This is a genomic window from Roseateles amylovorans (genome assembly GCF_025398155.2).
Classification (GTDB): domain Bacteria; phylum Pseudomonadota; class Gammaproteobacteria; order Burkholderiales; family Burkholderiaceae_C; genus Roseateles; species Roseateles amylovorans.
Map to the genome: position 1 here is coordinate 4235656 of NZ_CP104562.2, position 22637 is coordinate 4258292.

The following is a 22637-nucleotide window of genomic DNA, read 5'->3' on the forward strand; positions in this document are numbered from 1 at the left end:
AGGTCATCGTGACATCCGACGGCCAGACTAAGGCCTTATTGATATACATGCGTATCCCCCAGGGAAGTGAGACAAGGATCGTGCTGCCGTGCGGCAGGTCCGGTGATTGGCCCCGGCATCAAGGCGGGCGCCTCACGCCCGCTCAAGGGCCACCTGACGCATCGCCTTCAACACCAGATGCGGCACCCAGGTGGCATCGATCTGGCTCCGGATGGCGGGCTCGCTCATTCGCTGCGGCGCCACGAAATGGCCTCTGGCGCTGTCCCTGCTCTTGGGCCTGCCCGCGTCCGCCGCCTTGAACCGGCGCGGCAGGGCCTCCACCTTCGCCTCGCTCTGGGCCATGGCTCTGGCGAATCGCCCATTGGGTTTGTCGACCCGCGCGCACCATCGCTGTTGCTCGGCCGGGCTCAGTTGGGCGAACTTCTCACGGATATGCTGGTACACCACATGGTGGAGCCCGCGATTCCAGACCTCCGGTTTACGGACGTCCGGGCCCCCTTCCAGCTTGACGTCGTCCCGGAACGCCTGCCCGACAGCCTGGCCCAGGCCCGCGAGCTTCGGCATCAGGGAGACATCGCGGTGACCGTCGAAGCGCCGTCGCACGGCGCCGCCGACACCGGTGCGTTGCGTCATCAGCGCAATGACATTGTCGAGAGAGGCGCCCAAAGAGGCGTCCTTCCCGCCACCGGGCAGCCAGCTGATCAGCGTCTCCGGTCGGATCTGCGGCGGCACCTGGGTGTGGTGGCTCCCGTCGATGTCGGTCCATGCCTGCAACTCCTGTTGGACAAGATCCAGCTTGTTGGCCTTGCGTTCGGCCGCGCGGTCGGCAGAGCGCTCGGCGGAGGCGGCCTCGGCCTGCGCGGTCAGGCGAGCGGTCGGTGCGAACGTGAATGGCGAGGTGCGCGAAGTGCGCGAGATAGGCGAGATGGGCGAGGTGGGTGAGAGCGGTGAGAGCGGCGAGAGGGGTGAGAGGGCGGACGACTCGGTCAACGACATGCGACCCGAATCCACGCTGACTTGGCCGGCGCTCGTTCCGGACAGGCTGCGCATGGGCATAGGGGGGCGAACGTTCAGCCGCAACGAGCGGGCGGCCGACCGTGCGCCGGCCGCATTGGATGCTTCGGGGGCCGGCGGCTCAAGGCCGCGCTTGCGGATCAGATCGACCGCGCTCGAGGCCGGATCGTGCATCGAAGACCAGACTTTGCCCACGTCCCGGACCAGTTCGCGCATGTTGGGGTAATGCTCGGACGCGCCGAAATCCGGGCTGCGGCGATCACGGCACAAGGTGAGGTAGGCCTCGGTGTGCTGCACCAGCTCGTCCATGTCCCGAAGGTGCAGACGGCCGCCGTCGACGTCGTTCAGGCACTGCATCGCATACATGGCCGTGGCGACCACGCCGGAGGCGCGGGCGCCGTCATGGCAGACCACGGCCGGCGCGATGGATTCGCCTTTGACCTGAAGCACCTTCAAGCTGCGGCCCAGTTGATAGATCCAGTCGGGATCGTTCATGTTCACCAGGTGGGTCCGCAGAGCGTGGGGCGCCGGCGCGGACGCTCCGCCTTGGAGAGTCACCGCCAAGGCACCGGTCAGGTTCTCCGCGTCGGGTGACTGCGAGCTCAGGTTCACCGTCCGGTGATGGTCGTCGGTGCCGATGTACGGCACCGAGGCGCTGTCAAGGAGGTTGGTGACGCTGTCCTTGCGATCGAGCCCGAGCCGCGCCGATCCCGCTTCTGACGCCGGTGGGGGAAGCAGCCCGGTGACAACGAAGAGATCGGTGGGTCGATGGGCGAGCAGCGCGGCCGCAAAGGCGGCATTGCTGGCCGGCTTGCCAGGGGTCGGTGCCTGCAGTTGCAGCAGCTTGGGATGGCCGAACAGCGTCTTCCCTGCAGTCGCGGTGGATCCGGGCACGTCCGGGCTGCCCGGCGGGCTGCGTCCCAGGCCAAGTCCGACGGGCAGCAGGGTGGCATTGGCCACCACGGCTGAGGCGCCGGGCGGGAGCAGTGCCGCGCACTCCTGAGACGGTGAAATCGCGCAGGACGCAGGCAACTCCAGGAAGTGGTGCGGATTGAACCGGATGTCCGGACTATGGTTGATCCGCTCATTCCGCAAGGCTCCGTCGCCCAGCCAGGGTTTCCATGAGAAGTCTGTCGACGCCTCCTCGTATTCGGCCGGAAGCTCATGTCGTTCGGGAACGGTGGCGAGGTGGGGATTGAAGGGGACTGAAGAGGCTCTGAGCATGGAACTTCGCGCCGGCGCCGGAGCGGAAAATGCAGACGCGGCTGTGTGGCCCTGCCCGGGGCGCGGGTTCGTGGCGCGCGCGGATCGATTCCATGACTACAATGCGCCCCGTCAGGAGAGAGCCCCCTCGCGGGGGCCGCCGAAGGCGCAGTGGCACCGGAGATCCCAAGCTGCGAACGCTCAGGCAAAAGGACTGACAAAACGTCCGACATGTCGGGCGTTCCTCACTGGAGAGAGGCGGGGCGGACCATCGGTCGAGCCCGTCCACCGAAGGGGCAAGCCGCCGGTCAACCACCGACGGCCAATCTCTCAGGTAAAGCGGACAGCGAGGGCATATCCCCACCCCGGGCGTGATCGGTTCACTGTCGGGGTGGTCATGACGAATGCCCTCGGAGCGAGTTCCATGTCCGCTGAATCCACCGCCCTGCTCAAGACCCCCCTGCACGCCCTGCACCTCGAACTTGGCGCCAAGATGGTGCCGTTCGCCGGCTACGACATGCCCGTGCAGTACCCCGCAGGCGTGATGGCGGAACACAAGCACACCCGTGCGGCTGCTGGTCTGTTCGATGTCTCCCACATGGGCCAGGTGCTGCTGGTCGGCGATGACGCCGCCGCGGCGCTGGAAACCCTGGTGCCGGTCGACATCCTCGACCTGGGCCTGTTCAAGCAGCGCTATGCCCTGTTCACCAACGACCAGGGCACCATCCTGGACGATCTGATGGTCGCCCGCCGCACCGACGGCCTGTTCGTGGTGGTCAACGCCGGCTGCCGCGACCAGGACATCGCCCACATGCAGCAGCATCTGTCGGGCCGCTGCGAAGTCCGTCCCCTGCCCGATCAGGCGCTGCTGGCGCTGCAAGGCCCGCAGGCGGTGACCGCGCTGTCGCGCCTGAACCCCGGCGTGGCCCAACTGGTGTTCATGACCGGTGGCTTCTTCGAGCTGGACGGCATCCCCACCTTCGTGACCCGCTCGGGCTACACCGGCGAAGACGGTTACGAGATCTCGGTTGCGGCGGACCGGTCGGTGGAACTGGCCCGCAAGCTGCTGGACCAGCCGGAAGTCAAGCCGATCGGCCTGGGCGCGCGCGATTCGCTGCGCCTGGAAGCCGGCCTGTGCCTGTACGGCCATGACATCGACACCACCACCACCCCGGTGGAAGCCTCACTGATCTGGGCCATCCAGAAGGTGCGTCGCGCCGGTGGTGCCCGCGCCGGCGGTTATCCGGGTGCGGCCGTCATCGACCGGCAATTCGCCGACGGCGCGGCGCGCAAGCGTGTCGGCCTGGTCAGCAGCGAACGCATGCCGGTGCGCGAAGGCGCCCGGCTGGTCAATGCGGACGGCCAGGACGTCGGCGTGGTCACCAGCGGCACGCTCGGCCCCACGGTGGGCAAGCCGGTGGCGCTGGCCTATGTCCAGACGCCGTACGCCGCGATCGGGACCGAGCTGTTCGCACTGGTGCGCGACAAGCGCACCCCGATGACGGTCTCTTCCACACCGTTCACGCCCAACGGATACTTCCGCGGCTGAGGCCCGCCTCCGCGGCCCGGGCGGCATGCCGCCGTCGGGCCGGGAGACCGGGGTCAGTCCACGATGTCCCCTCTTCTTCTTTCACCCCCTTCATTTCCGGAACCGACGGAGTCTTCCCATGACCATCAAATACACCCCCGACCACGAATGGGTCGAGATCGCCGGTGACGGCACCGCCACGGTCGGCATCACGGTCCATGCGCAGGACGCGCTGGGCGATGTGGTGTTCGTCGACCTGCCCGAAGTCGGCAAGTCCTACGCCGCCAAGGAAGTGGCCGGTGTGGTCGAGTCGGTGAAGGCCGCCGCCGATGTCTATGCCCCGGTGTCGGGCGAGATCGTCGAAGTGAACGAAGCGCTGCGCGACGATCCGTCGCTGGCCAACACCGATCCGCTGAAGACCGGCTGGTTCTTCAAGGTCAAGCTGTCGCAGCCGTCGGAACTCGACGCCCTGATGGACAGCACCGCCTACGACGACCTCGTCAAGAACAGCTGAGCCTCCCCCCTGCGGGTCGGCGCCGGCCCGCAGTTGCCCCACGCCGCGTCCCGTACCGCCCAGGTTTGGCCTGGCGGTGAGCGGGACGGGGTGACCGGTTGAATCGGGCTGCGCCGCCCGCAGGCGCCGAGGCCTCGACCTCGGCCCATGACTTCTTCTCTTCAGGATCCCGCCATGTCCGCCCTGCCCTCCTTCGCCGAACTCGAGAACGCCGGCGAGTTCCACGCCCGCCACATCGGCCCGGATGCCGCCGACGAAGCGCTGATGCTGTCGGCCATCGGCGCCGCTTCTCGCTCTGCGCTGATCAGCGCCATCGTCCCCGCCGCGATCAAGCTCGGCGCGAAGATGGACCTGCCGGCCGCGGTCACCGAGGCGCAGGCGCTGGCCGAGCTCAAGGCGATTGCCGGACGCAACCAGATCCTGAAGAGCTTCATCGGCCAGGGTTACCACGGCACGCTGACGCCGGGCGTCATCCTGCGCAACATCCTGGAGAACCCTGCCTGGTACACCGCCTACACGCCCTACCAGGCCGAGATTTCCCAAGGCCGCATGGAAGCGCTGGTGAACTTCCAGACCATGGTCTGCGACCTGACCGGTCTGGCGATCGCCAATGCCTCGATGCTGGATGAAGCCACCGCCGCCGCCGAGGCGATGACCCTGGCCGCCCGCGTGGGCAAGAGCAAGAGCCAGGTGTTCTTCGTGGCCGACGACGTGCTGCCGCAGACGCTGGAAGTGGTGCGCACCCGTGCCGAGCCGCTGGGCATCACCGTGCAGGTGGGCCGCGCCGAGGACGCGGGCAAGACCGAATGCTTCGGCGCCCTGGTGCAGTACCCCGGCGTGACCGGCGTGATCCGTCCGCTGCAGGCCATCGCGGACGCGGTCCATGCCCACGGCGGTCTGCTGGTGGCTGCGGCCGACCTGCTGGCCCTGACGCTGATCCAGGCCCCGGGCGAGCAAGGGGTGGACATCGCCGTCGGCACGACCCAGCGCTTCGGCATGCCGATGGGCGCCGGCGGCCCGCACGCCGCCTACATGGCCTGCCGCGACGAATTCAAGCGCAGCCTGCCGGGCCGCCTGGTCGGTGTGTCGATCGATTCGCACGGCAAGCCGGCGTATCGGTTGTCGCTGCAGACCCGCGAACAGCACATCCGTCGCGAGAAGGCGACCTCCAACATCTGTACCGCCCAGGTGCTGCCGGCCGTCGTGGCCAGCATGTATGTGGTCTATCACGGCCCGCAGGGCCTGAAGCGCATCGCCCAACGGGTGGCCGGCTACACCGCGGTGCTGGCCCAGGGTCTGAAGGCGCTGGGACTGACGTTGGCCCATGAGACCTCGTTCGACACGCTGCAGGTGCAGACCGGTGCCCGCACCGGCGCGATCCTCGCCGCCGCCGTGGCCGCAGGCATGAACCTGCGCCAGGCCAGCTCCAACAGCGTCGGCATCACCCTGGACGAAGCCACCTCGCGCGCCGACGTGCAGGCGCTGCTGAGCGTCTTTGCCGACGGCAAACCGGTGGCGGACGCCTTTGCGGCCTCGAACGCCGTCAGCGCGCTGATCCCAGCCGCGCTGGTGCGCACCAGCGCCTATCTGACGCATCCGATCTTCAACATCCACCACTCCGAAACCGAGATGCTGCGCTACATCCGCCAGCTCTCGGACAAGGACCTGGCACTGGACCGCAGCATGATCCCGCTGGGCTCGTGCACGATGAAGCTGAACGCGACCAGCGAGATGATCCCCATCACCTGGCCCGAGTTTGCGCAGGTCCACCCGTTCGCACCGCAGGACCAGTTGCAGGGCTATGCCCAGTTGAACGAGCAGCTGACCGCCTGGCTGTGCCAGGCCACCGGTTATGCGGGCGTCTCGCTGCAGCCCAATGCCGGCTCGCAGGGTGAGTACGCCGGCCTGCTGGTCATCAAGGCCTGGCATGAGTCGCGCGGCGACGCCCATCGCAAGATCTGCCTGATTCCGGAATCGGCGCACGGCACCAATCCCGCCTCGGCCCAGATGGTGGGCATGCAGGTCGTGGTGACCAAGTGCGACAAGGAAGGCAACATCGATCTGGCGGACCTGAAGGCCAAGTGCGAACAGCACAGCGCCAACCTGGCCGCGATCATGATCACCTACCCGTCCACCTATGGCGTGTTCGACACCCATGTGAAGGAAATCTGCGCCCTGGTGCATGAGCACGGCGGCCGGGTGTATGTGGACGGCGCCAACATGAATGCGCTGGTCGGCGTGGCCGCGCCGGGCCAGTTCGGCGGCGACGTCTCCCACCTGAACCTGCACAAGACCTTCTGCATCCCGCACGGCGGTGGCGGCCCGGGCGTCGGTCCGGTGTGCGTGGTCGAGGACCTGGTGCCCTTCCTGCCGGCTCACCGTGCGGCGCAGGGCATGGGCAGCTATCCGGGTTATGGCGCCGGCGCCGTGCAGGCCCACAGCGTGGGCGCGGTCAGCGCTGCGCCGCTGGGCAATGCCGCGGTGCTGCCGATCTCCTGGATGTACATCCGCATGATGGGTGAGGACGGCCTGACCGCGGCCACCGAGACCGCCATCCTGTCGGCCAACTATGTGGCGGCCCGGCTGTCGGACCACTACGACATCCACTTCAGCAGCAACCTCGACGGCATCAAGGGCGGCGGCGTGGCCCATGAGTGCATCCTGGACCTGCGCCCGCTGAAGGACAGCTCCGGCATTTCCGCCGAGGACGTGGCCAAGCGCCTGATCGACTACGGGTTCCATGCCCCGACCCTGTCCTTCCCGGTCGCCGGCACCCTGATGGTGGAGCCGACCGAGAGCGAATCCAAGTTCGAGCTGGACCGCTTCATCGGCGCCATGATCCAGATCCGCGGCGAGATCGCCCGGGTGGAGTCCGGCGCCTGGCCGCGCGAGGACAACCCGCTGGTCAATGCGCCGCACACCGCCGAGAGCCTGCTCAAGGCCGAATGGGCGCACGGCTACAGCCGCGACGAGGCCGCCTATCCGGTGCCGGCGCTGCGCCAGGTGAAGTACTGGTCGCCGGTGGGCCGCGTGGACAACGTTTATGGTGACCGCAACCTGGTGTGCAGCTGCCCGCCGCTGTCGGCCTACGAGGACCACGCCGACGCGTGATCGGCAGCTTGCACGGAGGCCGCTGATGCGGCCTCTTTTTTGCCCTGTGTTGTTTTGACTTGACCGGCGGGCCTTGGCGCCACGAGCGCCAACGACCCGGCCTTTCGTCGCCCGGCCCGCACCGCCTTCGGTCTGCGTCGAGGTGGCACCCCGCCGGCCGATCCGCCGTGATCACCGGTGAACCCGCGAGGTGTTCTCATGGCTGTCTCGGTATTCGACCTCTTCAAGATCGGCATCGGCCCGTCCAGCTCCCACACCGTGGGGCCGATGCGCGCCGCCCGCATGTTCGTGCAACGTCTTCGGCATGAAGGCCAGCTGGAGGCGACGGTGCGCGTGGCCACCGCCCTCTACGGCTCGCTGGGCGCCACCGGCAAGGGCCATGGCAGTGACAAGGCGGTGCTGCTCGGCTTGGCGGGGCATGAGCCGGACACGGTCGACATCGAACGGATTCCCGCCATCCTCGAGGGCATCCGCACGCTCAAGCGGGTGGCGCTGGGCGGCGAGCATGAGATCGCGTTCGACGAGGCGAGGGATCTGGTGCTGTACCGCCGTCAAAGCCTGCCCCTGCATGCCAACGGCATGCGCCTGATCGCCTATGACGCCGACGGCACCGAGTTGCAGAACCGGGTGTATTACTCGGTCGGCGGCGGTTTCGTCGTCAGCGAGGAGGTGCTGGCGGACGGCACCAAGCAAAAGCAGATCGCGCCCGATACCACGGTGCTGCCCTACCCGTTCAAGAGCGGTGCGGAGCTGCTGGCGCTGACGAAGCAGGAGAACTGCTCGATCGCTGACATCATGCGGCGCAACGAGCGCCACTGGCGCACCGATGAAGAGACCCGCGCTGGCCTGCTCAACATCTGGCGGGTGATGCAGGAATGCGTCTCGCGCGGCTGCCGAGCTGAGGGCGTGCTGCCGGGCGGCTTCAAGGTGCGGCGCCGTTCCGCGCAGCTCTACCGGGAGCTGACCAGCAACCCGGAAGCGGCCTTGCGTGACCCGCTGCAGGTGATGGACTGGGTCAATCTGTATGCGCTGGCGGTGAATGAGGAGAACGCGGCCGGGGGCCGGGTGGTGACGGCGCCGACCAACGGCGCGGCGGGCATCGTGCCGGCGGTGCTGCACTACTACGCGCGCTTCGTGAACCCGCCGCCGGCGGCGCTGCGCGTCGGCATGCCCGAAGGTGGCGCCCACGGCCTGGGACGGCCTGGCGCCGGCCCGGGCGCGCATGAGGACGGCATCATCGATTTCCTGTTGACCGCTGCCGCGATCGGCATTCTCTACAAGGAGAACGCGTCCATCTCCGGCGCCGAGGTCGGCTGCCAGGGCGAGGTCGGTGTGGCGTGTTCGATGGCGGCGGCGGCCTTGTGCGCGGTCATGGGCGGCACGCCGGAGCAGGTGGAAAACGCCGCCGAGATCGGCATGGAGCACCATCTGGGCCTGACCTGTGATCCGGTCGGCGGACTGGTGCAGATTCCGTGCATCGAGCGCAATGCGATCGCCTCGGTGAAGGCCATCAATGCGGCCCGCATGGCCCTGCGCGGCGACGGCACCCACCATGTGAGCCTGGACAAGGTCATCAAGACCATGCGCGAGACCGGCGCGGACATGATGACCAAGTACAAGGAGACCGCACGGGGCGGTCTGGCGGTGAACATCGTCGAGTGCTGAGACGGGTCATTTCGGCTTGGGGCCCATGCGAACATGGAGATCCTGGTACCGCCTCAAACCGAACGCGAATTGCAATGGCGACCCAACACGGTCGAGCAAGACCTGCGCAGAGCCGTCACGCAAGGGAAGCAACTGCGTCTTGAGGCCCGCGTGGTAAGTCCGTTCTCGCTGCAGCGCGATGGTGGCCGCCGCCATGTCGTCCATGACAAGCTGACGCTCATCGTCATTCAACAAGTCCTGGCCTTCGTCGTTTTTTGCAGTCGCCATGCTTCGATACATCTGCAGGCGCTGCTCCATTTGGGCTTGCCACTGCTCGCTTTTCTGCAAGGTCTGGGGCAGATACTCCCACTCTTGCTGGGGAAGATGGACGCTATGCAACGGAGCCCCAGGATTGGACACCCAGGTGCGCCCCAGCGGCCCGGCGAGCACAAGGTGTCGATAGCCGCTTTTCGCGAGTTCGTCGCGAAGCCGCTCGAGATAACTAGGCCGCCCGTCAACTTCCGACGCGGCATAGCAGCCAAACACGGTGAGCTCCCCTTGGTGGTTGGGTGATAAACCCATCGACCTGAGCTTCCTGCACAGTTCGCGAGGCGTGAGACCTCCCACCGTCTCTGCCATGCCGGGCACGCTCAGCGAGTCACGCTCGTTCCAGCCCCCGTGTCCGATGACCATCAATCGTTGCGTGGGTGGAAGGTTGGCCAGCGGTTTCGCTGGCGACAGCTTGTCTTTCAGATGCGATGGACAGTGCAAGCGATCTGCGTGCACGCTTGCTGAACCGTTGTGATGACTGGCGAGGCGGTCGACGGAATCTCGATAACTCCCCTCCATGGGTTCGAGCTCGATCGCGACCACCCCATGCGGAATTCTCGATAGATTCAGCAAGCGACTCTCTGCAATCTCCGCGCCCTCGCGCATGAACGCAAGGCAGAGATGCTGATTGCCGGCATCCGTCTTGAGGAAGCAAGACAGGCCGTCGGTGCGTCCCGATTGCTGGAGAAGCCGGAGTTGATGGTTGAGGTCTGCGAAATCCAGCGGTACCGGCGATTGCAGCTTGCAACGGTCCTTCAACACCGCGCCGACCTGCCTGGCCATCCATCCACGAAAGGCTTCGGGCTGATCGATTCCCCCCGCTGGAATGCTGACCACTGTCCCTAGCATCTGACCCGGAAAAAACGGTTCGGCAGGGTACGAACTGGGCATCGTCAGATGGCCGTTCCGCTTGATCACCTCGCGCACCAACGGCCCCGTTGCGAATGCCGTGGATCGCAAGTCCACGGTGGGCAGCGCATCCAACGTGAGCGCGTCCGGCCCCCGGCCGTCCTCCGGAATCAACGGCGGGAACTCCACCCCGGTGTGGAAGATGCCGCGCGCGGCTTCCGTCGATTGATCGGCGATCGAGGCATGGAGGGAGTGAGCGTCAGTCGAACCCAACGTGTCCGCGGGCGGCGATGGGCGATGAAGAGAGGATCGAAGCACGGCAGTGGAGCCTGCTGAGAGGCTTGAATGACGGACCGACCGCTAGTCCCCCAGCCGCAGATCATGGTTCTACGGAAATTGCTGCGCACCTGCGGATCGGACCACCTTCCATCCGGCCCAGAAAGCCATGACGTCCGCACACCGGATGAGCGCCCCTGGGCCGCGCCTGCGGCCCGGTGGGCAGGCGCTCAATAACTGATCGTCACCGTCACCGTGTCGGTATAGCTGCCGGGCACCACATTGGCGAGCGACGGAATCCGGCCATAGACCGACAGCGTCTGGGCAGTGCCGATGCCGGTGCCGCTCTTGTTGCTGCTGGACGAGCTGCCGTCGCCCCACACCGTGGAGCGGCCTGAGTCAAGATAGAGCTGATAGGCCAGCGTGTCCGAGCCGCTCTTCATCGTGCGGCTGGCGAAGTTGGTGGCGCCGCCGGCATTCGTACCGGCATTCAGGGCGACGGTGTAGGGCGTGGTGTTGGAGCAGGTGACAGTGAGCGTCGAGGTGGCGTCCAGCGGCGTGGCGGCCGCCAGCGGATCGATCGCGCTGCCGAAGTTCAGCGAGGACCCCGACACGGTGCAGGAACTGGTGATCGTGGCCTGCACCTGAAAGGTGTTGGACACCGGGGTCGCCGCGCGGGCCGGATCCGACAACCCCACCAGCAGCCCGCCCGCCAGCGCCAGTCCGGACAGCAGCAGCGCCCGCTGCAGGCGCTGTGCGCGCTGGGCTGCCACGGCTTGCGGCTGACGGATCACGGTGGCTTGGCGCGTGGTGTGCATGGTGGCTCCTGCGGGGATCAAGTGGATCGGCGTGGTCGGCTGGGCGCGGGGGATCGACTGGCCGATGCGGGCACCGGACTTCGTTCGATGGATCGCATCTTCCCGCCCCTGCCGGATCGACAACAGACGTCCAAGCCGCAAGCACCGGTGCAGGGATGCAGACAGGCGTTGTAGGCGATCAACCCACAGCTGCCAGCCAATCGCCGCGTCTGCCCCCCGCTGCCGGGCCGAGCCGGGCGAGCCGCCCACTGGGCAGCCGTGAAGTCCGTCACGCTTTCAGAACCACCATCGCCCGTGTAGGCATTCGCCTGACAACGGGTTGCGAGATGTCGATCTACCCCGTACGCCAAGGCGGGCGTAGAACCTCGGACATGCCGAATCGAGCGATGGATGACTCCCACCCGAGCCCCTGTCGCCATGCCCCGTGACCGACTGGAGCTGCCCGCCATGGATCGCCCGCTGAGCCATCCGCCCTCAATGCCACGTCACCTCGCCCTGTGGTTGGTGCTTGGCAACCTGTTGATTGCGGTCCTGCTGATCGCGGTCACCGCGAAGAACCTGATGAGCAGCCGTGAGGCCGATGAGCAGGCCGCACGCGAGACCGTCGAACGGGTCTCCAGCCAGTTGAGCGGCGAGATCGCCTCGGAACTGCGCGAGATCGACAACGCCCTGGCCACGGTGGCCCTGCGGTTCCAACATGCCCGCAATGCCGAGGAACGGCGACAGTCCGTGCAGGACACCCTGGCGGAGCAACGCAGCTTGCTCAAGCATGTGAACGCCCTGCGTGTGTCCGATGCCTACGGCGCGGTGGCGCTGGGCCTGGACCCCGGGGAACAGGCCATCTCGGTGGCCGACCGGGTCTACTTCCAGCGGGCCAAGGGCACCGATTCGATGGTGATGTCCGAGCCGCTGCGCAGCCGGGTCAACAGCCGCTGGGTGCTGATCGTGGCGCGGCGCTTGCAGACCCCGTCGGGAGAGTTCGCCGGCGTGGTCTATGCCTCGATGACCACCGATCACTTCGCGCAGCACTTCGCCAAGGCCACCATGGGTGAGGCCGGCGCCATCTCCCTGCGCACCGACGAACTACGCCTGGTGGCCCGTTACTCCGCCTCGGAACCAGGCGCCACGGCCGGTCTGGGCGCCAACAACGTGTCGGAGGCGCTGCGGGCCAGCATGGCCCGTGACCGCTCGCAGGGTTGGTTCGTCACCCTGAACCCGATCGACCGGGTCGAGCGGGTCACCGCCTATCGGCAAGTCGGCCACTACCCGCTGCGGGTGCTGACGGGCATCGCCACCCGCGACTACCTCGCCGCCTGGCGTCGCGAGATGCTGCTGGAGGTGGTCGTGATCGCCTTGGTGATCCTGACCATTGCCGGCTTTTCGGTGCATCTCTTCCGGCAACAGCGCCAGGCCCACCTCGGCCGGCTGGACATGGCCCGTCTGGCGCGCGAACAAAGCCTGATGCTGGAGAACGATCTGATCGGCATGGTCAGGCTGCGCGATCGGGTGGCGATCTGGGAGAACGGCGCGATGGCGCGCATCTTCGGCTACCGGCCCGATGAACTGCGCGGCATGGCCATCCGTCAGCTCTATCTCGACGAGGCGTCGTTCCAATGGGCGGCGCAGAGCGGCGACACGGCACAGCGTGAGGGTCGCCAGTTCCGGATTCAACTGCAGATGCGCCGCAAGGATGGTGAGTCGATCTGGATCGACCTCAGCGGCACCTCGGTGAGCAAGGACGAAAGCGTCTGGATGCTGGTGGACATCGATGCACTCAAGCGCAGCGAGGAACATGCCCACAGCCTGGCTTTCCGCGACGCGCTCACCGGCCTGCCCAATCGCCGGCTGTTCCAGGAAAAGCTCCACGATGCCCTGGCCCATTCCGTGCGCGGCAACAAGGCGGTGGCGGTCTGCTACCTGGACCTGGATGGCTTCAAGCCGGTGAATGACGCATTCGGCCACGAGGCCGGCGACCGGGTGCTGCAGGAAGTCAGCCGCCGACTGCTGGGATCGCTGCGCGCCAATGATGTGGTGGCGCGGATTGGCGGGGATGAATTCGCGCTGGTGCTCAGCGGCGTGTCCAGCGTGGAGGATGTCCTGCCGGTGCTGCGACGCTCGCTGGCCTTGATCGAGCAGCCGATCGAGCTGGACGACGAGCGCAGCGTGACCGTCAGCGCCAGCCTGGGCGCGGTGATCGGACGCGGCGCTTCATCCGCCGAGGACCTGATGCGTCATGCCGATGAAGCGATGTACACCGCCAAGCGGGCGGGCAAGGGCCGCATTCACATGGGGCCGGTGGCGAGACGGTCGATCGGAGCCGCTGCGGGCCCGGCGGCGACGTCCTCAACATCCTCCCCATCGCCGCTCAGTCTGGTCGGCTGAGCCTCGCCGTCCTGCCCGATGCCGAGGCGGTCGATCAGTCGCCTCACCGCCTCCGGATCGATCGACTGCGCCGGTCCCGCGCCGGTAACGCCGAACGCATCCCTGATCTGCTGATCCAAGCGCTTGTCGAGCTTAATCCCCAAGCTGTCGAACCACTGCTTCCACTCGACCTCGTCGACCGGCAGCGGCCGTCCCGCTTCGACCTGGATCAGCCAGTCCTGGATGCTCTGCGCTTGGACATCGTCGAACTGAACACCGAGCGACACGCCCAGCCGTTCCATGAGCGGCTTCATGCCCGCCCGATCGGTCTGCGGCGTCGATCGCGGACCGACATGGCCCCACATGTCGCGGACCGTGGCGAATTCAATCTCTTTCAGGTTGAGCCGCGGAGGTTCATGAGCTGGCGGAGCATCGGACCTGGATGCCTGCACCGGCATGTCGAGCTCGGGGCGATGTCGAGCAAAAGGCCCCAGTTCCCGAAGTTGTTCCAGCACACGTCGGTAGCCGGACTCCTGCTTGATCAGTCGCTTCAGCACCGCGTGTTCTTCGGGCGCGGCAGCTGGATCGGTCCGCAGGTCATTGAGTCGGCCTCGCAGACCTCGAGTCAGTGCCTTGGTTCGCCGCAGCGTCTGGTCGATGTTGTAGTGAAGTTCATTGGGAAGTGTGCGCGCGACGCGCAAGTTGGCGAAGGACAGGCCTGGCCGACCGGCCACCGACAGATGCCGATAGCCTCGCCGGTCGAGCTCGTCGCGCAGGCGATGGGCATAGGTATCGGTCCGGCCGGCCCCCGAAGCGCTGCTACAGGCATCGAGGAACACCGTGCCGCTGAACTCCTTGGACAGTCCTTGCCGGACCAACAGGTCGGCCAGCGCTGCGGGGGATTGGTCTCCCACAAGGTCGAAGGTGCACACATCCTTGGCCGGATCGAAGCGGGCCTCCCGCCCCCCATGGCCCACGATGAACAAGCGCGTTCGCGGGTCGATGTCGGCCAGCGGCGCTTGCGGGTTGACTGAGCGCGCCATCCGCTGGGGCAGCTTCCAGGCGCCCACCTGAACACTGCTGTCGTGATTGAGACGACGATCAACCAACTCGGCGGCCAGGTCGATGGGCCGGTCCGTGCCGTCCACCTTCAGGATGACCGCACCCTTCAGATACGGTTCCAGGCGAAGAACGGCGCCCTGCGATTCCAGTTGACGGTGGCGCATGACCATCAGCGCCACCTCGGACGCCTCGTCGTTGACGCGCAGCGACCACTTCAACGCCTGGGCATCGTCGTTCGTGAGCCAGCTCGAGAGATGATCAAAGCCCTCACGCTGCAGGGCCACCGGACGACTCCATTGACAGCGATCGAGCAAGACTCGACCGAGCACCGACGCCACCTGACCTTTCAGTTGATGGATCAGCGTCCTGGCCGTGTGGGCCCGACTGGTTTCCCATCCCCCCTTGACCAGGGGAAGCAGCGTCTCCGAGGCCATGAACGCGCCGCCGGCGGGCTGTGCCTCCGGCAACATGCGTCCCACGCACAGCCCACGGTCTTCCAGCGACTTCAGCAGCGACTCCCGCAGGGTCGCCGAACAGTTCGGCACACGGGACACATCGGCGGGATGAATACGGACGACGTACTCATGCACCGATGCCAACAACGCGGTGAGAAACAGCTCTCTGTCCGGCCCGGCTCCGCCGACCGCCCCTGACGGGTCGGTCACCTTTTTGCCGTCGTGAGTCTCCCATCGCTCCTCGGCGTTCCCGCTCTCGTGGGAAATGCAGATCCAGCTTCGCACCTCCTCCAACGGAACGAACGACCGCCGGACGCCGCCCTGTTCGATGTGCAGCCCCAGGCCCCTGGGCCACCACGCGCTCTGCACGGCCAGGCAGCCGACGCGATCGTTCAGCGCCGGCGTCCAGCAACCGGACTGTGAAAGCCCCATTTTCAAGAGGCGCACGGCGTCATTGGCCTGAGGTGCGTGGTGAGAGGCGTCCGAATCCAGTTGGTGGTTCGGGCCCAGATGGTCAAGCGTGGATCCTGAAAGTCTCATCGTGTCCTGCCCTGGTGACAACCTCAACGTCTGTTCACATCGGCCCCGTGGCGTGACGATCGCTCGGAAGGGCCGCAGACCCAGAACCTGATCCTGTGTCGCCCCACAACGCGTTCATGATCTGCTGCGCCGCGAGCGGGTCGAACGGGATGCCAAAGCCATCCATGAGCCGCTTCAGTTGGGCCCCGTCGACCGGCAGAGGCCGTCCCGCTGCGATCTGGCTGGCCCACGCCTGGACCCGTTGAGATTGGCGCTCGTCGAGCGTGATCCCGAGGCGGTCGATCACACGCCTCAGCGCCTCGCCGTCGACCTGCGGCGCGGGTCCCGGGCCGATGTGGCTCCACATGTCCGCGACCATGTCGTGCTCGAGATCCTCATAGGCAATCGGATGCAGCGTCCAAGGCACCGATTCATCAGGCCCGCATGCCTGCAGCGCGGCGTTCAAGGCGTCGATATGGCGTTGACTGTAGGGCCCCTTCTCCCGCATTCGACTCAACCGGACCTGGTACATCGACTCGCGCGCCATCAATTGCTGGAGGATCTCGGCGTCTTGAGCCTGTTCGAGGCCACCGGTCCGTTCGGCCAGCTCGTCGAGCCTGGCCCTGAGTTGCGCCGAGAACGCCAGGCTGCGCTGCTGCGTCTGCACGATATTGAAGTGATGCTCATTCGGCAGCGTGAGTGTGGACTGCGGCCCGACATAGGACTCGCCGGGCCGTCCCGCGACTGAGAGCTGTCGATAGCCACGCCGAGCCAGCTCGTCGCGCAGCCGATGGACGTAGGTGTCTGTCCGCCCCAGGCCCGAAGCGCTGAAGCAGGACTCCACGAACACCGTGCCGGAGAAGTCCTTGCGCAAGCCTTGCCGGGCCAGCAGATCCGCCAGCGCCTCCGGGGTCTGGTCTTCCAGATGATCGGCCGTGTAGGCATCGCTGGTCGGTTCGAACGGCGCCAGACGGCCTCCATGACCAACGATCACCAGGCGTGTGCGCGAACCGATGTGAGCCAGGGGCGCGTGCCCATCGACGGACGCCTTCATTCGCTCCGGCACTCTCAACGATCCCACCTGAATCTCTCTGCCGCTGTTGTACCGGTTCACCATGTTGTCGATCATCAGATGGGGGCCGTCATTCGGCCCCTTTGCCGGGAAGACCGGCAGGATCACCGCGCCTTTCAGGTAGGGCTCAATCCGAAGCACAGCGCCTTGGCAAGCCAGCCGTCGTTTCCGTATCACCATCAGGTTCACCCGGGACGCCTGGGGATCGAGGCGAAGCGACCACGCCAGCGCGTGGGCCTCAGCGTCGGTGAGCCAGCCCGCCAGGCGGTCGAAGCCTTCGCGCTCCAGCGCGACCGGCCGGGTCCACTGGCAGCGTTCCAGCAAGACCTGGCCCAATGCGGCCGCGACCTCGCCCTTCAGGTTGTGGATGAGTTGCTGCGCCGTCCTTGCACCACAGGTGGTCCAACGGCGTTGGGTGCGCGGAAACAAGGTCTCCGACGCCATGAATCCACCGCCGACATCCTGCACATTCATCAGCATGCGGTCGGTGCAGAGCCCACGCTCGTCGAGCGACCCGAGCAGCGAGACTCTCAGATCGTCCACACCGTCCGGCAAGCGTGATACAGCGGCGGGATCCAGCACAGAGACCGCGTCTTTCAGGCCTGACAGCATCATCCTTAGAAAGCTGTCTCGACCTGACGCGCACGAGGCGCTGGAGGCGCCTCCAGCCTGGCACTTGGCGCTGGAGGCGCTGGAGTCGCCTCCACCCTGGTCCCGGGCGCCCGATCGCCATATCCCGCACGAGCCCTCACCCACTTGCGTGAGACAGATCCAGCTTTTCACCCGTTCTGACGGAACAAACGACCGACGCACGCCGCCCTGTTCAATGTGCAGACCCACACCCCGGGGCCACCACACACTCTGCACGGCCAGACAACCGACCCAGTCGTTCAACATCGGCTGCCACCGACCGCCAAGCGACAGTCCCTCTTTCAACAGCCGCTTGGCGTCATTGGCCCCCAGCGGGTCGTGAAGTGAATCCGAGGCCGGCTGGAGCGGCGGGAGGTGAACTCCAAAGTTCGAAACTGGCAACATGGTGGCGTGGGCGGACGGGCTGGCGGCGACACGGCTTGGTCACACACACCCACCGACCTGTTCGCAGACGACCCGCGCCGCCCCACCCGCTGCGCCACCGGGCACACACCCGCCGAGACTGCGGCACACGCGCTAACCGGACGGTTCCCCCATCCGGGCGCCACCGGATCCGCTCACGCCGTGGACGGCGGCTTGGCCTGGGTGACCCGGTTGGCCAGGAACACCTCGTCGATGTCCAAGGTGCTGGCCGTGCCGACCGAGGGCCCGCAGGTGGCCAGCCAGCGCTGCGCGGCATGGCGGCCCAGGCCGAACAAGGTCGTCAGCAGCCGCGGATCGGTGTTGAGCTTGCTCGACGCACCGAAGGGCGCGAGGCCGTCCTCATCGGCCACCCGGTGCAGGCGCATCTGCTTGTAGCGGGTCGGATCAATCCGGCGATCGCGCAGCAGCCGCTGCACGAAGGAGATGGCCCGCAACTCGGCCACCAGGCTGGCATTGAAGGTGATCTCGTTGATGCGGTCATCGATCTCGGTGGCCGTCCTCGGAATCCCGGCATGCTCGCGCGGATTGATCTGCACCAGCAAGACGTCATCGGTGTGGGTGCCGTACACCAGCGGCCAGAGCGCCGGATTGCCCGAGAAACCGCCATCCCAGAAAGGCTCGCCGTCGATCACCACCGTCTGCGCGCTCTGCGGCAGACAGGCCGACGCCATCAGCGCCTCGACGCTCAGGTCCTGCCCGCTGAAGACCCGCGGCTGACCGGTGCGCACCGAGGTCGCCGTGACGAACACCTTGATCGGCCCCTCCCGCAGTGCCGCCACGTCGACATGGGCCTGGACGATGTCCCTCAGCGGATCCAGATTGAAGGGATTGAGCTGATACGGACTCCACAGCCGCAGCCAGGCATTCCAGGCGGCCATGCCGGGCCAACTGCTGCGGTTGTAGATCCACGACGGCAGATCCAGCGGGGGCGGGCCGCTGTCGGCGTTGGCGTTGGCGGTGGCCTGCCCCACCCGGCCAAAGCAGGCGGGCACGCCCGACACCGCCTGCCAGAACGCCGACAAGGCCTGTCGTGCGCCCAAGGCGCCGCCCCGCGCAAAGCCCGTGGCCAGCACCGCGGCATTCATGGCGCCTGCGCTGGTGCCGGACACACCGTCCAGGCGGAACCGGCCGTCTTCCAACAGCGCGTCCAGCACGCCCCAGGTGAATGCGCCGTGAGAGCCGCCGCCCTGCAGCGCCACATCCAGCGAGGGACCTTCGGTCGCAACGCGCTTCGCCTCGGCGGCTGCGTCAGCGCGGGATGTCGCTGCCGCCGAACGGGTGGAACGCGTGCCCTTCCCCCGCGGGGTCGCCAGGGAGGCGCGAGCGCGAGGGGGGCGTGACAGCGGATCGTGAGCAGTCATGGGACTCGGCCTTCAAGGGTCATGGGCGCCGCGCCAACGGCGTCGCCGTGGCGCAGGCCCCCGGGAACAGGCAAGGAACCAGCGAGAACAGACCAATATAGCGGCAGCCGCGTGACAGGCCGACGGGCGGCGGATCCGTTGCCGCGCGACGCTGCCGTGCGGCCGGTGTCAGCCGCCGTCGGTGGGCTTGTGGGTCTTGCGCGGACCGAACACGCCCCACCACTCGCGCACACCGTGGCCGCGCAGTTGTTTGACGGAGGTGTTGTCATGGGCCAGGGTGCCGCGGGCCACGGCGCGCCGATCAGCCTTGATGTCCTTGATCTGCTGCAGGTAATCCAGCTCGCTGCGGATGACACGAGTGAGCACCCGCGTTTCCTCGTTCTGCGGCTTGCCTGCTCCCGCACCACCGCCCTGCGCCTTCGCCTCCTCGGACGCCTGCGCGCGGGCGGCTTTCAAGCGCTCCACCAACTGGCGGGTGCGATCAAGGGTGGCGCGGGTGTCGGTCACCACCGCGTCCACACTCGAGAAGACCTGGCCGCCTTCGTCGATGCGCGCCGCCCCCGGCGTACCCGCCACCGAGAGTCGCTCATACCCCTTGTCCGCCAGCAGCGTGCGCAAGCGATCGGCAAACGCATGGGGCGAGCCGAAGCCAGACGCCGTGCCGCAACCCACCAGATAGATCGTGCCTTGATAGCGCTTGTCCAACCCCTGGGCCGCCAGCAGCTCGGCGATGTCTTCTGCGGAACGATCTCCCAGCCGATCAATGCGGTAGGGCTGGCCCTTCGGCGCATCCTCCAGCCGATCGCCATGTCCGATCAAGACCAGCGGTTGCCGCGCGGGCAGCCGTTTGAGCGTGCGGTCCTGATCGAGTTCGAGCCCTTGTCGCATCGGCGCTCGAACCGCGCCGAGGCGCGTGCTGACGGCATTGAAGCGATCATCCAGCACGTCGTTCTCGCGGCCCAGGTCGTCATCGACGTTCATCCGCATCAGCGTCGCACCGGACGCGATGCGTCGCAGGTCCAGCACCGGCGCGGCAGCCAGCGCGCGTGTTCCCTGATGAAGCGCCAGTTCCACATGGCGTCCTTGCTTGTCCACGCGCAGTTGCCACGACAGATTCCCACCCGTGTGCGACGCCGCCTTCGCTGCGAGACGATCAAACGCCCGACCGTCCAGCGCCACCGGCCGCGCCCACTGATACCGCTCATTCAGCAAGCGCCCGAGCGTGGCGGCCACGTCGGCCTTGAGCCCCTCGACGCGACCTCCCGGTCGTGACGGTACGGCCTTCGGCATCGTCGGATCCGCCAGCGTGAAGGACTGCGGTGGGGTCAGAACCTCAGCGCGACCGAAGACTCGCGGTCGATGCATCGGCGGCGCGGCAAGTTGGAACGATGCCAGCGCCCCCTGCAACTTCGGCGGCGGCGGCGGTGCAGCAGGCGGGTGCTGGGCATACGCCGACACGCCGTCCTGGGCGGCCATCTGCTCCAGCCCATCCAGCGCCGCCTGGGCGAAATCCTCTGCCGGCGCCCCGGTGGATCGCACCGGGCCCGACGCCGACGTCCATCCCTCCCCTTGCCGCGCCACCACCACGCGCCGCGCACCGCCGCCTTCAGGCACGGCATCGCGGATGCATCCGTCACCGCTGTCCACGCCCAGCGCATAACGCTGCGGCCAACCCCCGCTTTGGACCAGCGCGTCAGCCAACACATGAGCCGCACCGTCGTGCCACGCGACCTTGCCTGACATCAGATCGGCAGCGCTGGAAACCGATTCGACGGCGGCGGTTGTGTCCGGTGTGGCGGAAGTTGCCTGCATCCGCCCATCGCCCGGCAGCGAAGGAGGAAGACCAGGAAGTGAGATCGGCATGGTCGCTCGCAGAGTTTGCAAGCGACACCAGTGCGGAGCCGATGGGTTCCGGATTTCATCCGACAACGGTTTTCAAGAGAAACCGGTACTAATTCACGTTTTTCGACCTCGACACGCGCGACGTCGATGGATGGCCTTGTGCCGAAGCGGCCTCGGCCGGTCATCCGACACGCACGGCAACCGGCGATCAGCGGTTCTTTGACGCACTCGTGGCGATGCGATGCGGCTCAGGCGGCTCAAACCCGCCCCCTGACGACGAACAACGAACAACGAACAACGAACGACAAATGCCGTCAAGAACTGGCGCCGACATGCGAAACGGGCGCCGGATCGTTGCGATCCGGCGCCCGTTTCAATCTCATTTGGCCGAGCGGTCCGGCCCACGCCCACCTGATGGCGGGCGCCCGCGTTACTTCCCGCCGCGCAGCTTGGCCAGTTGGGCCTGGGTTTCGTTCCACAGGTCCATGCCGACCTGCGTCGCCACACCGGCATTCACATGGGTGAGCTTGTCACGCATGCGGGCGGCTTCGGTCGGGCTGAGTTCATTGACCTGCATGCCGCGCGACTTCAGATCGGCCAGCGCCTTGGCGGCCTCGGCGCGGGTGTCCTTGCGCTCGAAGTCGCGGCTGGCCACGGCGGCCTTCTGCAGCACGGCCTTCTCGTCCTTGGACAGGCCGTCCCAGAACTTCTTGCTCACCGTCACGATCCACGGGCTGTAGACATGGTTGGTGATGGTCAGGTACTTCTGGACCTCATAGAACTTGGCCGAGAGGATGGTGTTGTAGGGGTTCTCCTGGCCGTCGACCGCATTCGTCTCCAGCGCGGTGAACAGCTCGGAATACGGCAGCGGCACCGCATTCGCGCCGAGCTGCTTGAAGCTGTCCAGGAACACGTTGTTCTGCATCACCCGCAGCTTGATGCCGTTCAGGTCTTCCAGCTTGGTGACCGGGCGCTTGCTGTTGGTGAGGTTGCGGAAACCGTTCTCCCAATAGACCAGGCCCACCATGCCCTTGTCTTCGAGCTTGGCGCGCACCTTGTCGCCGACCGGGCCGTCCAGCAGCGCATCGGCTTCGCGGGTGTTGTTGACCAGGAAAGGCGTGTCCCAGAGCGCCATTTCCTTGGCGATGCCGACCAGCGTCGCGGTCGAGCCCACCATCATCTCCTGGGCACCGCCGATCAGCGCCTGCTGCATCTGGGTGTCCGGGCCCAGCGCCGCACCGCCGATCGCGCGGATGCGCATCTTGCCGCCGGACAGCTTCTGCACCTCGTCGGCAAACATCTTCACCGCACGGCCCTGGTTGCTGTTCTCGGCCAGGCCGTAGCCGAAGCGGATCAGTCGGGGCTTGATGTCCTGGGCCTGGACGGGCAGCACCGCGGCCAGCGCCAGCGCGGCACCGGCGGCCAGGGTCAGTCGGCGGGCGGTACGGGTCAGGCCTTGCGTCGGGGAGGTCGTCATGGGGAGGTCTCCTGTGGGGGTGTTGTTGTCGAGGTCGTGAGGGGAATCGTGGGACCGCCGCGGCCAGGCGTGAAGGGTTTTGCTTCAGGTGCCGTGCGGGGGCGGGTCGGCTGTCGGTCGGCTGTCG

General features: G+C 66.9%; 13 protein-coding genes and 2 riboswitches. Of the genes, 5 read left to right on the top strand and 8 right to left on the bottom strand.

Annotation, left to right across the window (positions count from 1 at the left end):
• Positions 1 to 132: 132 nt before the first annotated feature.
• Complete coding sequence (locus tag N4261_RS17490; protein ID WP_261756561.1) at positions 133 to 2238, bottom strand: hypothetical protein; 2106 nt, start codon at positions 2236 to 2238, stop codon at positions 133 to 135.
• A gap of 102 nt (positions 2239 to 2340) precedes the next feature.
• Positions 2341 to 2444: riboswitch (glycine riboswitch) on the top strand.
• A gap of 11 nt (positions 2445 to 2455) precedes the next feature.
• A riboswitch (glycine riboswitch) is annotated at positions 2456 to 2574 on the top strand.
• Between the two features lie 67 nt (positions 2575 to 2641).
• On the opposite strand from N4261_RS17490, the gene gcvT reads away from it, so the two are divergent.
• The 4 genes from gcvT to N4261_RS17510 all read left to right on the top strand — a co-directional run bounded on the left by gcvT (position 2642) and on the right by N4261_RS17510 (position 9035).
• Positions 2642 to 3766: a glycine cleavage system aminomethyltransferase GcvT gene (gcvT, locus tag N4261_RS17495; RefSeq protein WP_261756562.1), complete on the top strand. Its 1125-nt coding sequence runs from the start codon at positions 2642 to 2644 to the stop codon at positions 3764 to 3766.
• Positions 3767 to 3884: 118 nt separating this feature from the next.
• Positions 3885 to 4259: a glycine cleavage system protein GcvH gene (gene gcvH, locus N4261_RS17500; protein WP_261756563.1), complete on the top strand. Its 375-nt coding sequence runs from the start codon at positions 3885 to 3887 to the stop codon at positions 4257 to 4259.
• Positions 4260 to 4433: 174 nt separating this feature from the next.
• A complete protein-coding gene (gcvP, locus tag N4261_RS17505) occupies positions 4434 to 7370 on the top strand; it encodes an aminomethyl-transferring glycine dehydrogenase (RefSeq protein ID WP_261756564.1) in 2937 nt (978 codons plus the stop codon).
• A gap of 198 nt (positions 7371 to 7568) precedes the next feature.
• On the top strand, positions 7569 to 9035 hold the full coding sequence (locus N4261_RS17510; protein WP_261756565.1) for an L-serine ammonia-lyase: 1467 nt from the start codon (positions 7569 to 7571) through the stop codon (positions 9033 to 9035).
• A gap of 6 nt (positions 9036 to 9041) precedes the next feature.
• Here N4261_RS17510 and N4261_RS17515 read toward each other — a convergent pair whose 3' ends face one another.
• Complete coding sequence (locus N4261_RS17515; RefSeq protein WP_261756566.1) at positions 9042 to 10511, bottom strand: hypothetical protein; 1470 nt, start codon at positions 10509 to 10511, stop codon at positions 9042 to 9044.
• Positions 10512 to 10699: 188 nt separating this feature from the next.
• On the bottom strand, positions 10700 to 11287 hold the full coding sequence (locus N4261_RS17520; protein ID WP_261756567.1) for a Csu type fimbrial protein: 588 nt from the start codon (positions 11285 to 11287) through the stop codon (positions 10700 to 10702).
• 417 nt (positions 11288 to 11704) lie between these two features.
• On the opposite strand from N4261_RS17520, the gene N4261_RS17525 reads away from it, so the two are divergent.
• The gene (locus N4261_RS17525; RefSeq protein WP_261756568.1) at positions 11705 to 13669 is read left to right on the top strand and encodes a sensor domain-containing diguanylate cyclase; all 1965 of its coding nucleotides are present in this window, start codon (positions 11705 to 11707) and stop codon (positions 13667 to 13669) included.
• Here the strand turns inward: N4261_RS17525 and N4261_RS17530 are convergent.
• From N4261_RS17530 to N4261_RS17550, 5 genes are all read right to left on the bottom strand, one after another.
• Complete coding sequence (locus tag N4261_RS17530) at positions 13570 to 15375, bottom strand: hypothetical protein (RefSeq protein WP_261756569.1); 1806 nt, start codon at positions 15373 to 15375, stop codon at positions 13570 to 13572. The two genes, N4261_RS17525 and N4261_RS17530, sit on opposite strands and share 100 nt — an antisense overlap.
• 364 nt (positions 15376 to 15739) lie before the next feature.
• Positions 15740 to 17338, bottom strand: a complete 1599-nt coding sequence (locus tag N4261_RS17535) for a hypothetical protein (protein ID WP_261756570.1) — start codon at positions 17336 to 17338, stop codon at positions 15740 to 15742.
• 626 nt (positions 17339 to 17964) lie between these two features.
• Positions 17965 to 19191, bottom strand: a complete 1227-nt coding sequence (locus N4261_RS17540; RefSeq protein ID WP_261756571.1) for a patatin-like phospholipase family protein — start codon at positions 19189 to 19191, stop codon at positions 17965 to 17967.
• 168 nt (positions 19192 to 19359) lie between these two features.
• Positions 19360 to 21054 carry a hypothetical protein gene (locus N4261_RS17545; RefSeq protein WP_261756572.1) on the bottom strand — a complete coding sequence of 565 codons (1695 nt, stop codon included), beginning with the start codon at positions 21052 to 21054 and terminating at the stop codon, positions 19360 to 19362.
• A gap of 409 nt (positions 21055 to 21463) precedes the next feature.
• Positions 21464 to 22510: a TRAP transporter substrate-binding protein gene (locus N4261_RS17550; RefSeq protein WP_261756573.1), complete on the bottom strand. Its 1047-nt coding sequence runs from the start codon at positions 22508 to 22510 to the stop codon at positions 21464 to 21466.
• Between the last annotated feature and the right edge of the window lie 127 nt (positions 22511 to 22637).

Bases quoted from the DNA above. Each gene is read 5' to 3' on its own strand.
- N4261_RS17490 (WP_261756561.1), bottom strand. From the start codon at position 2,238: ATGCTCAGAGCCTCTTCAGTCCCCTTCAATCCCCACCTCGCCACCGTT.
- N4261_RS17510 (WP_261756565.1), top strand. From the start codon at position 7,569: ATGGCTGTCTCGGTATTCGACCTCTTCAAGATCGGCATCGGCCCGTCC.
- gcvH (WP_261756563.1), top strand. From the start codon at position 3,885: ATGACCATCAAATACACCCCCGACCACGAATGGGTCGAGATCGCCGGT.
- N4261_RS17540 (WP_261756571.1), bottom strand. From the start codon at position 19,191: ATGACTGCTCACGATCCGCTGTCACGCCCCCCTCGCGCTCGCGCCTCC.
- N4261_RS17520 (WP_261756567.1), bottom strand. From the start codon at position 11,287: ATGCACACCACGCGCCAAGCCACCGTGATCCGTCAGCCGCAAGCCGTG.
- N4261_RS17525 (WP_261756568.1), top strand. From the start codon at position 11,705: ATGCCCCGTGACCGACTGGAGCTGCCCGCCATGGATCGCCCGCTGAGC.
- N4261_RS17550 (WP_261756573.1), bottom strand. From the start codon at position 22,510: ATGACGACCTCCCCGACGCAAGGCCTGACCCGTACCGCCCGCCGACTG.
- gcvT (WP_261756562.1), top strand. From the start codon at position 2,642: ATGTCCGCTGAATCCACCGCCCTGCTCAAGACCCCCCTGCACGCCCTG.
- gcvP (WP_261756564.1), top strand. From the start codon at position 4,434: ATGTCCGCCCTGCCCTCCTTCGCCGAACTCGAGAACGCCGGCGAGTTC.
- N4261_RS17545 (WP_261756572.1), bottom strand. From the start codon at position 21,054: ATGCCGATCTCACTTCCTGGTCTTCCTCCTTCGCTGCCGGGCGATGGG.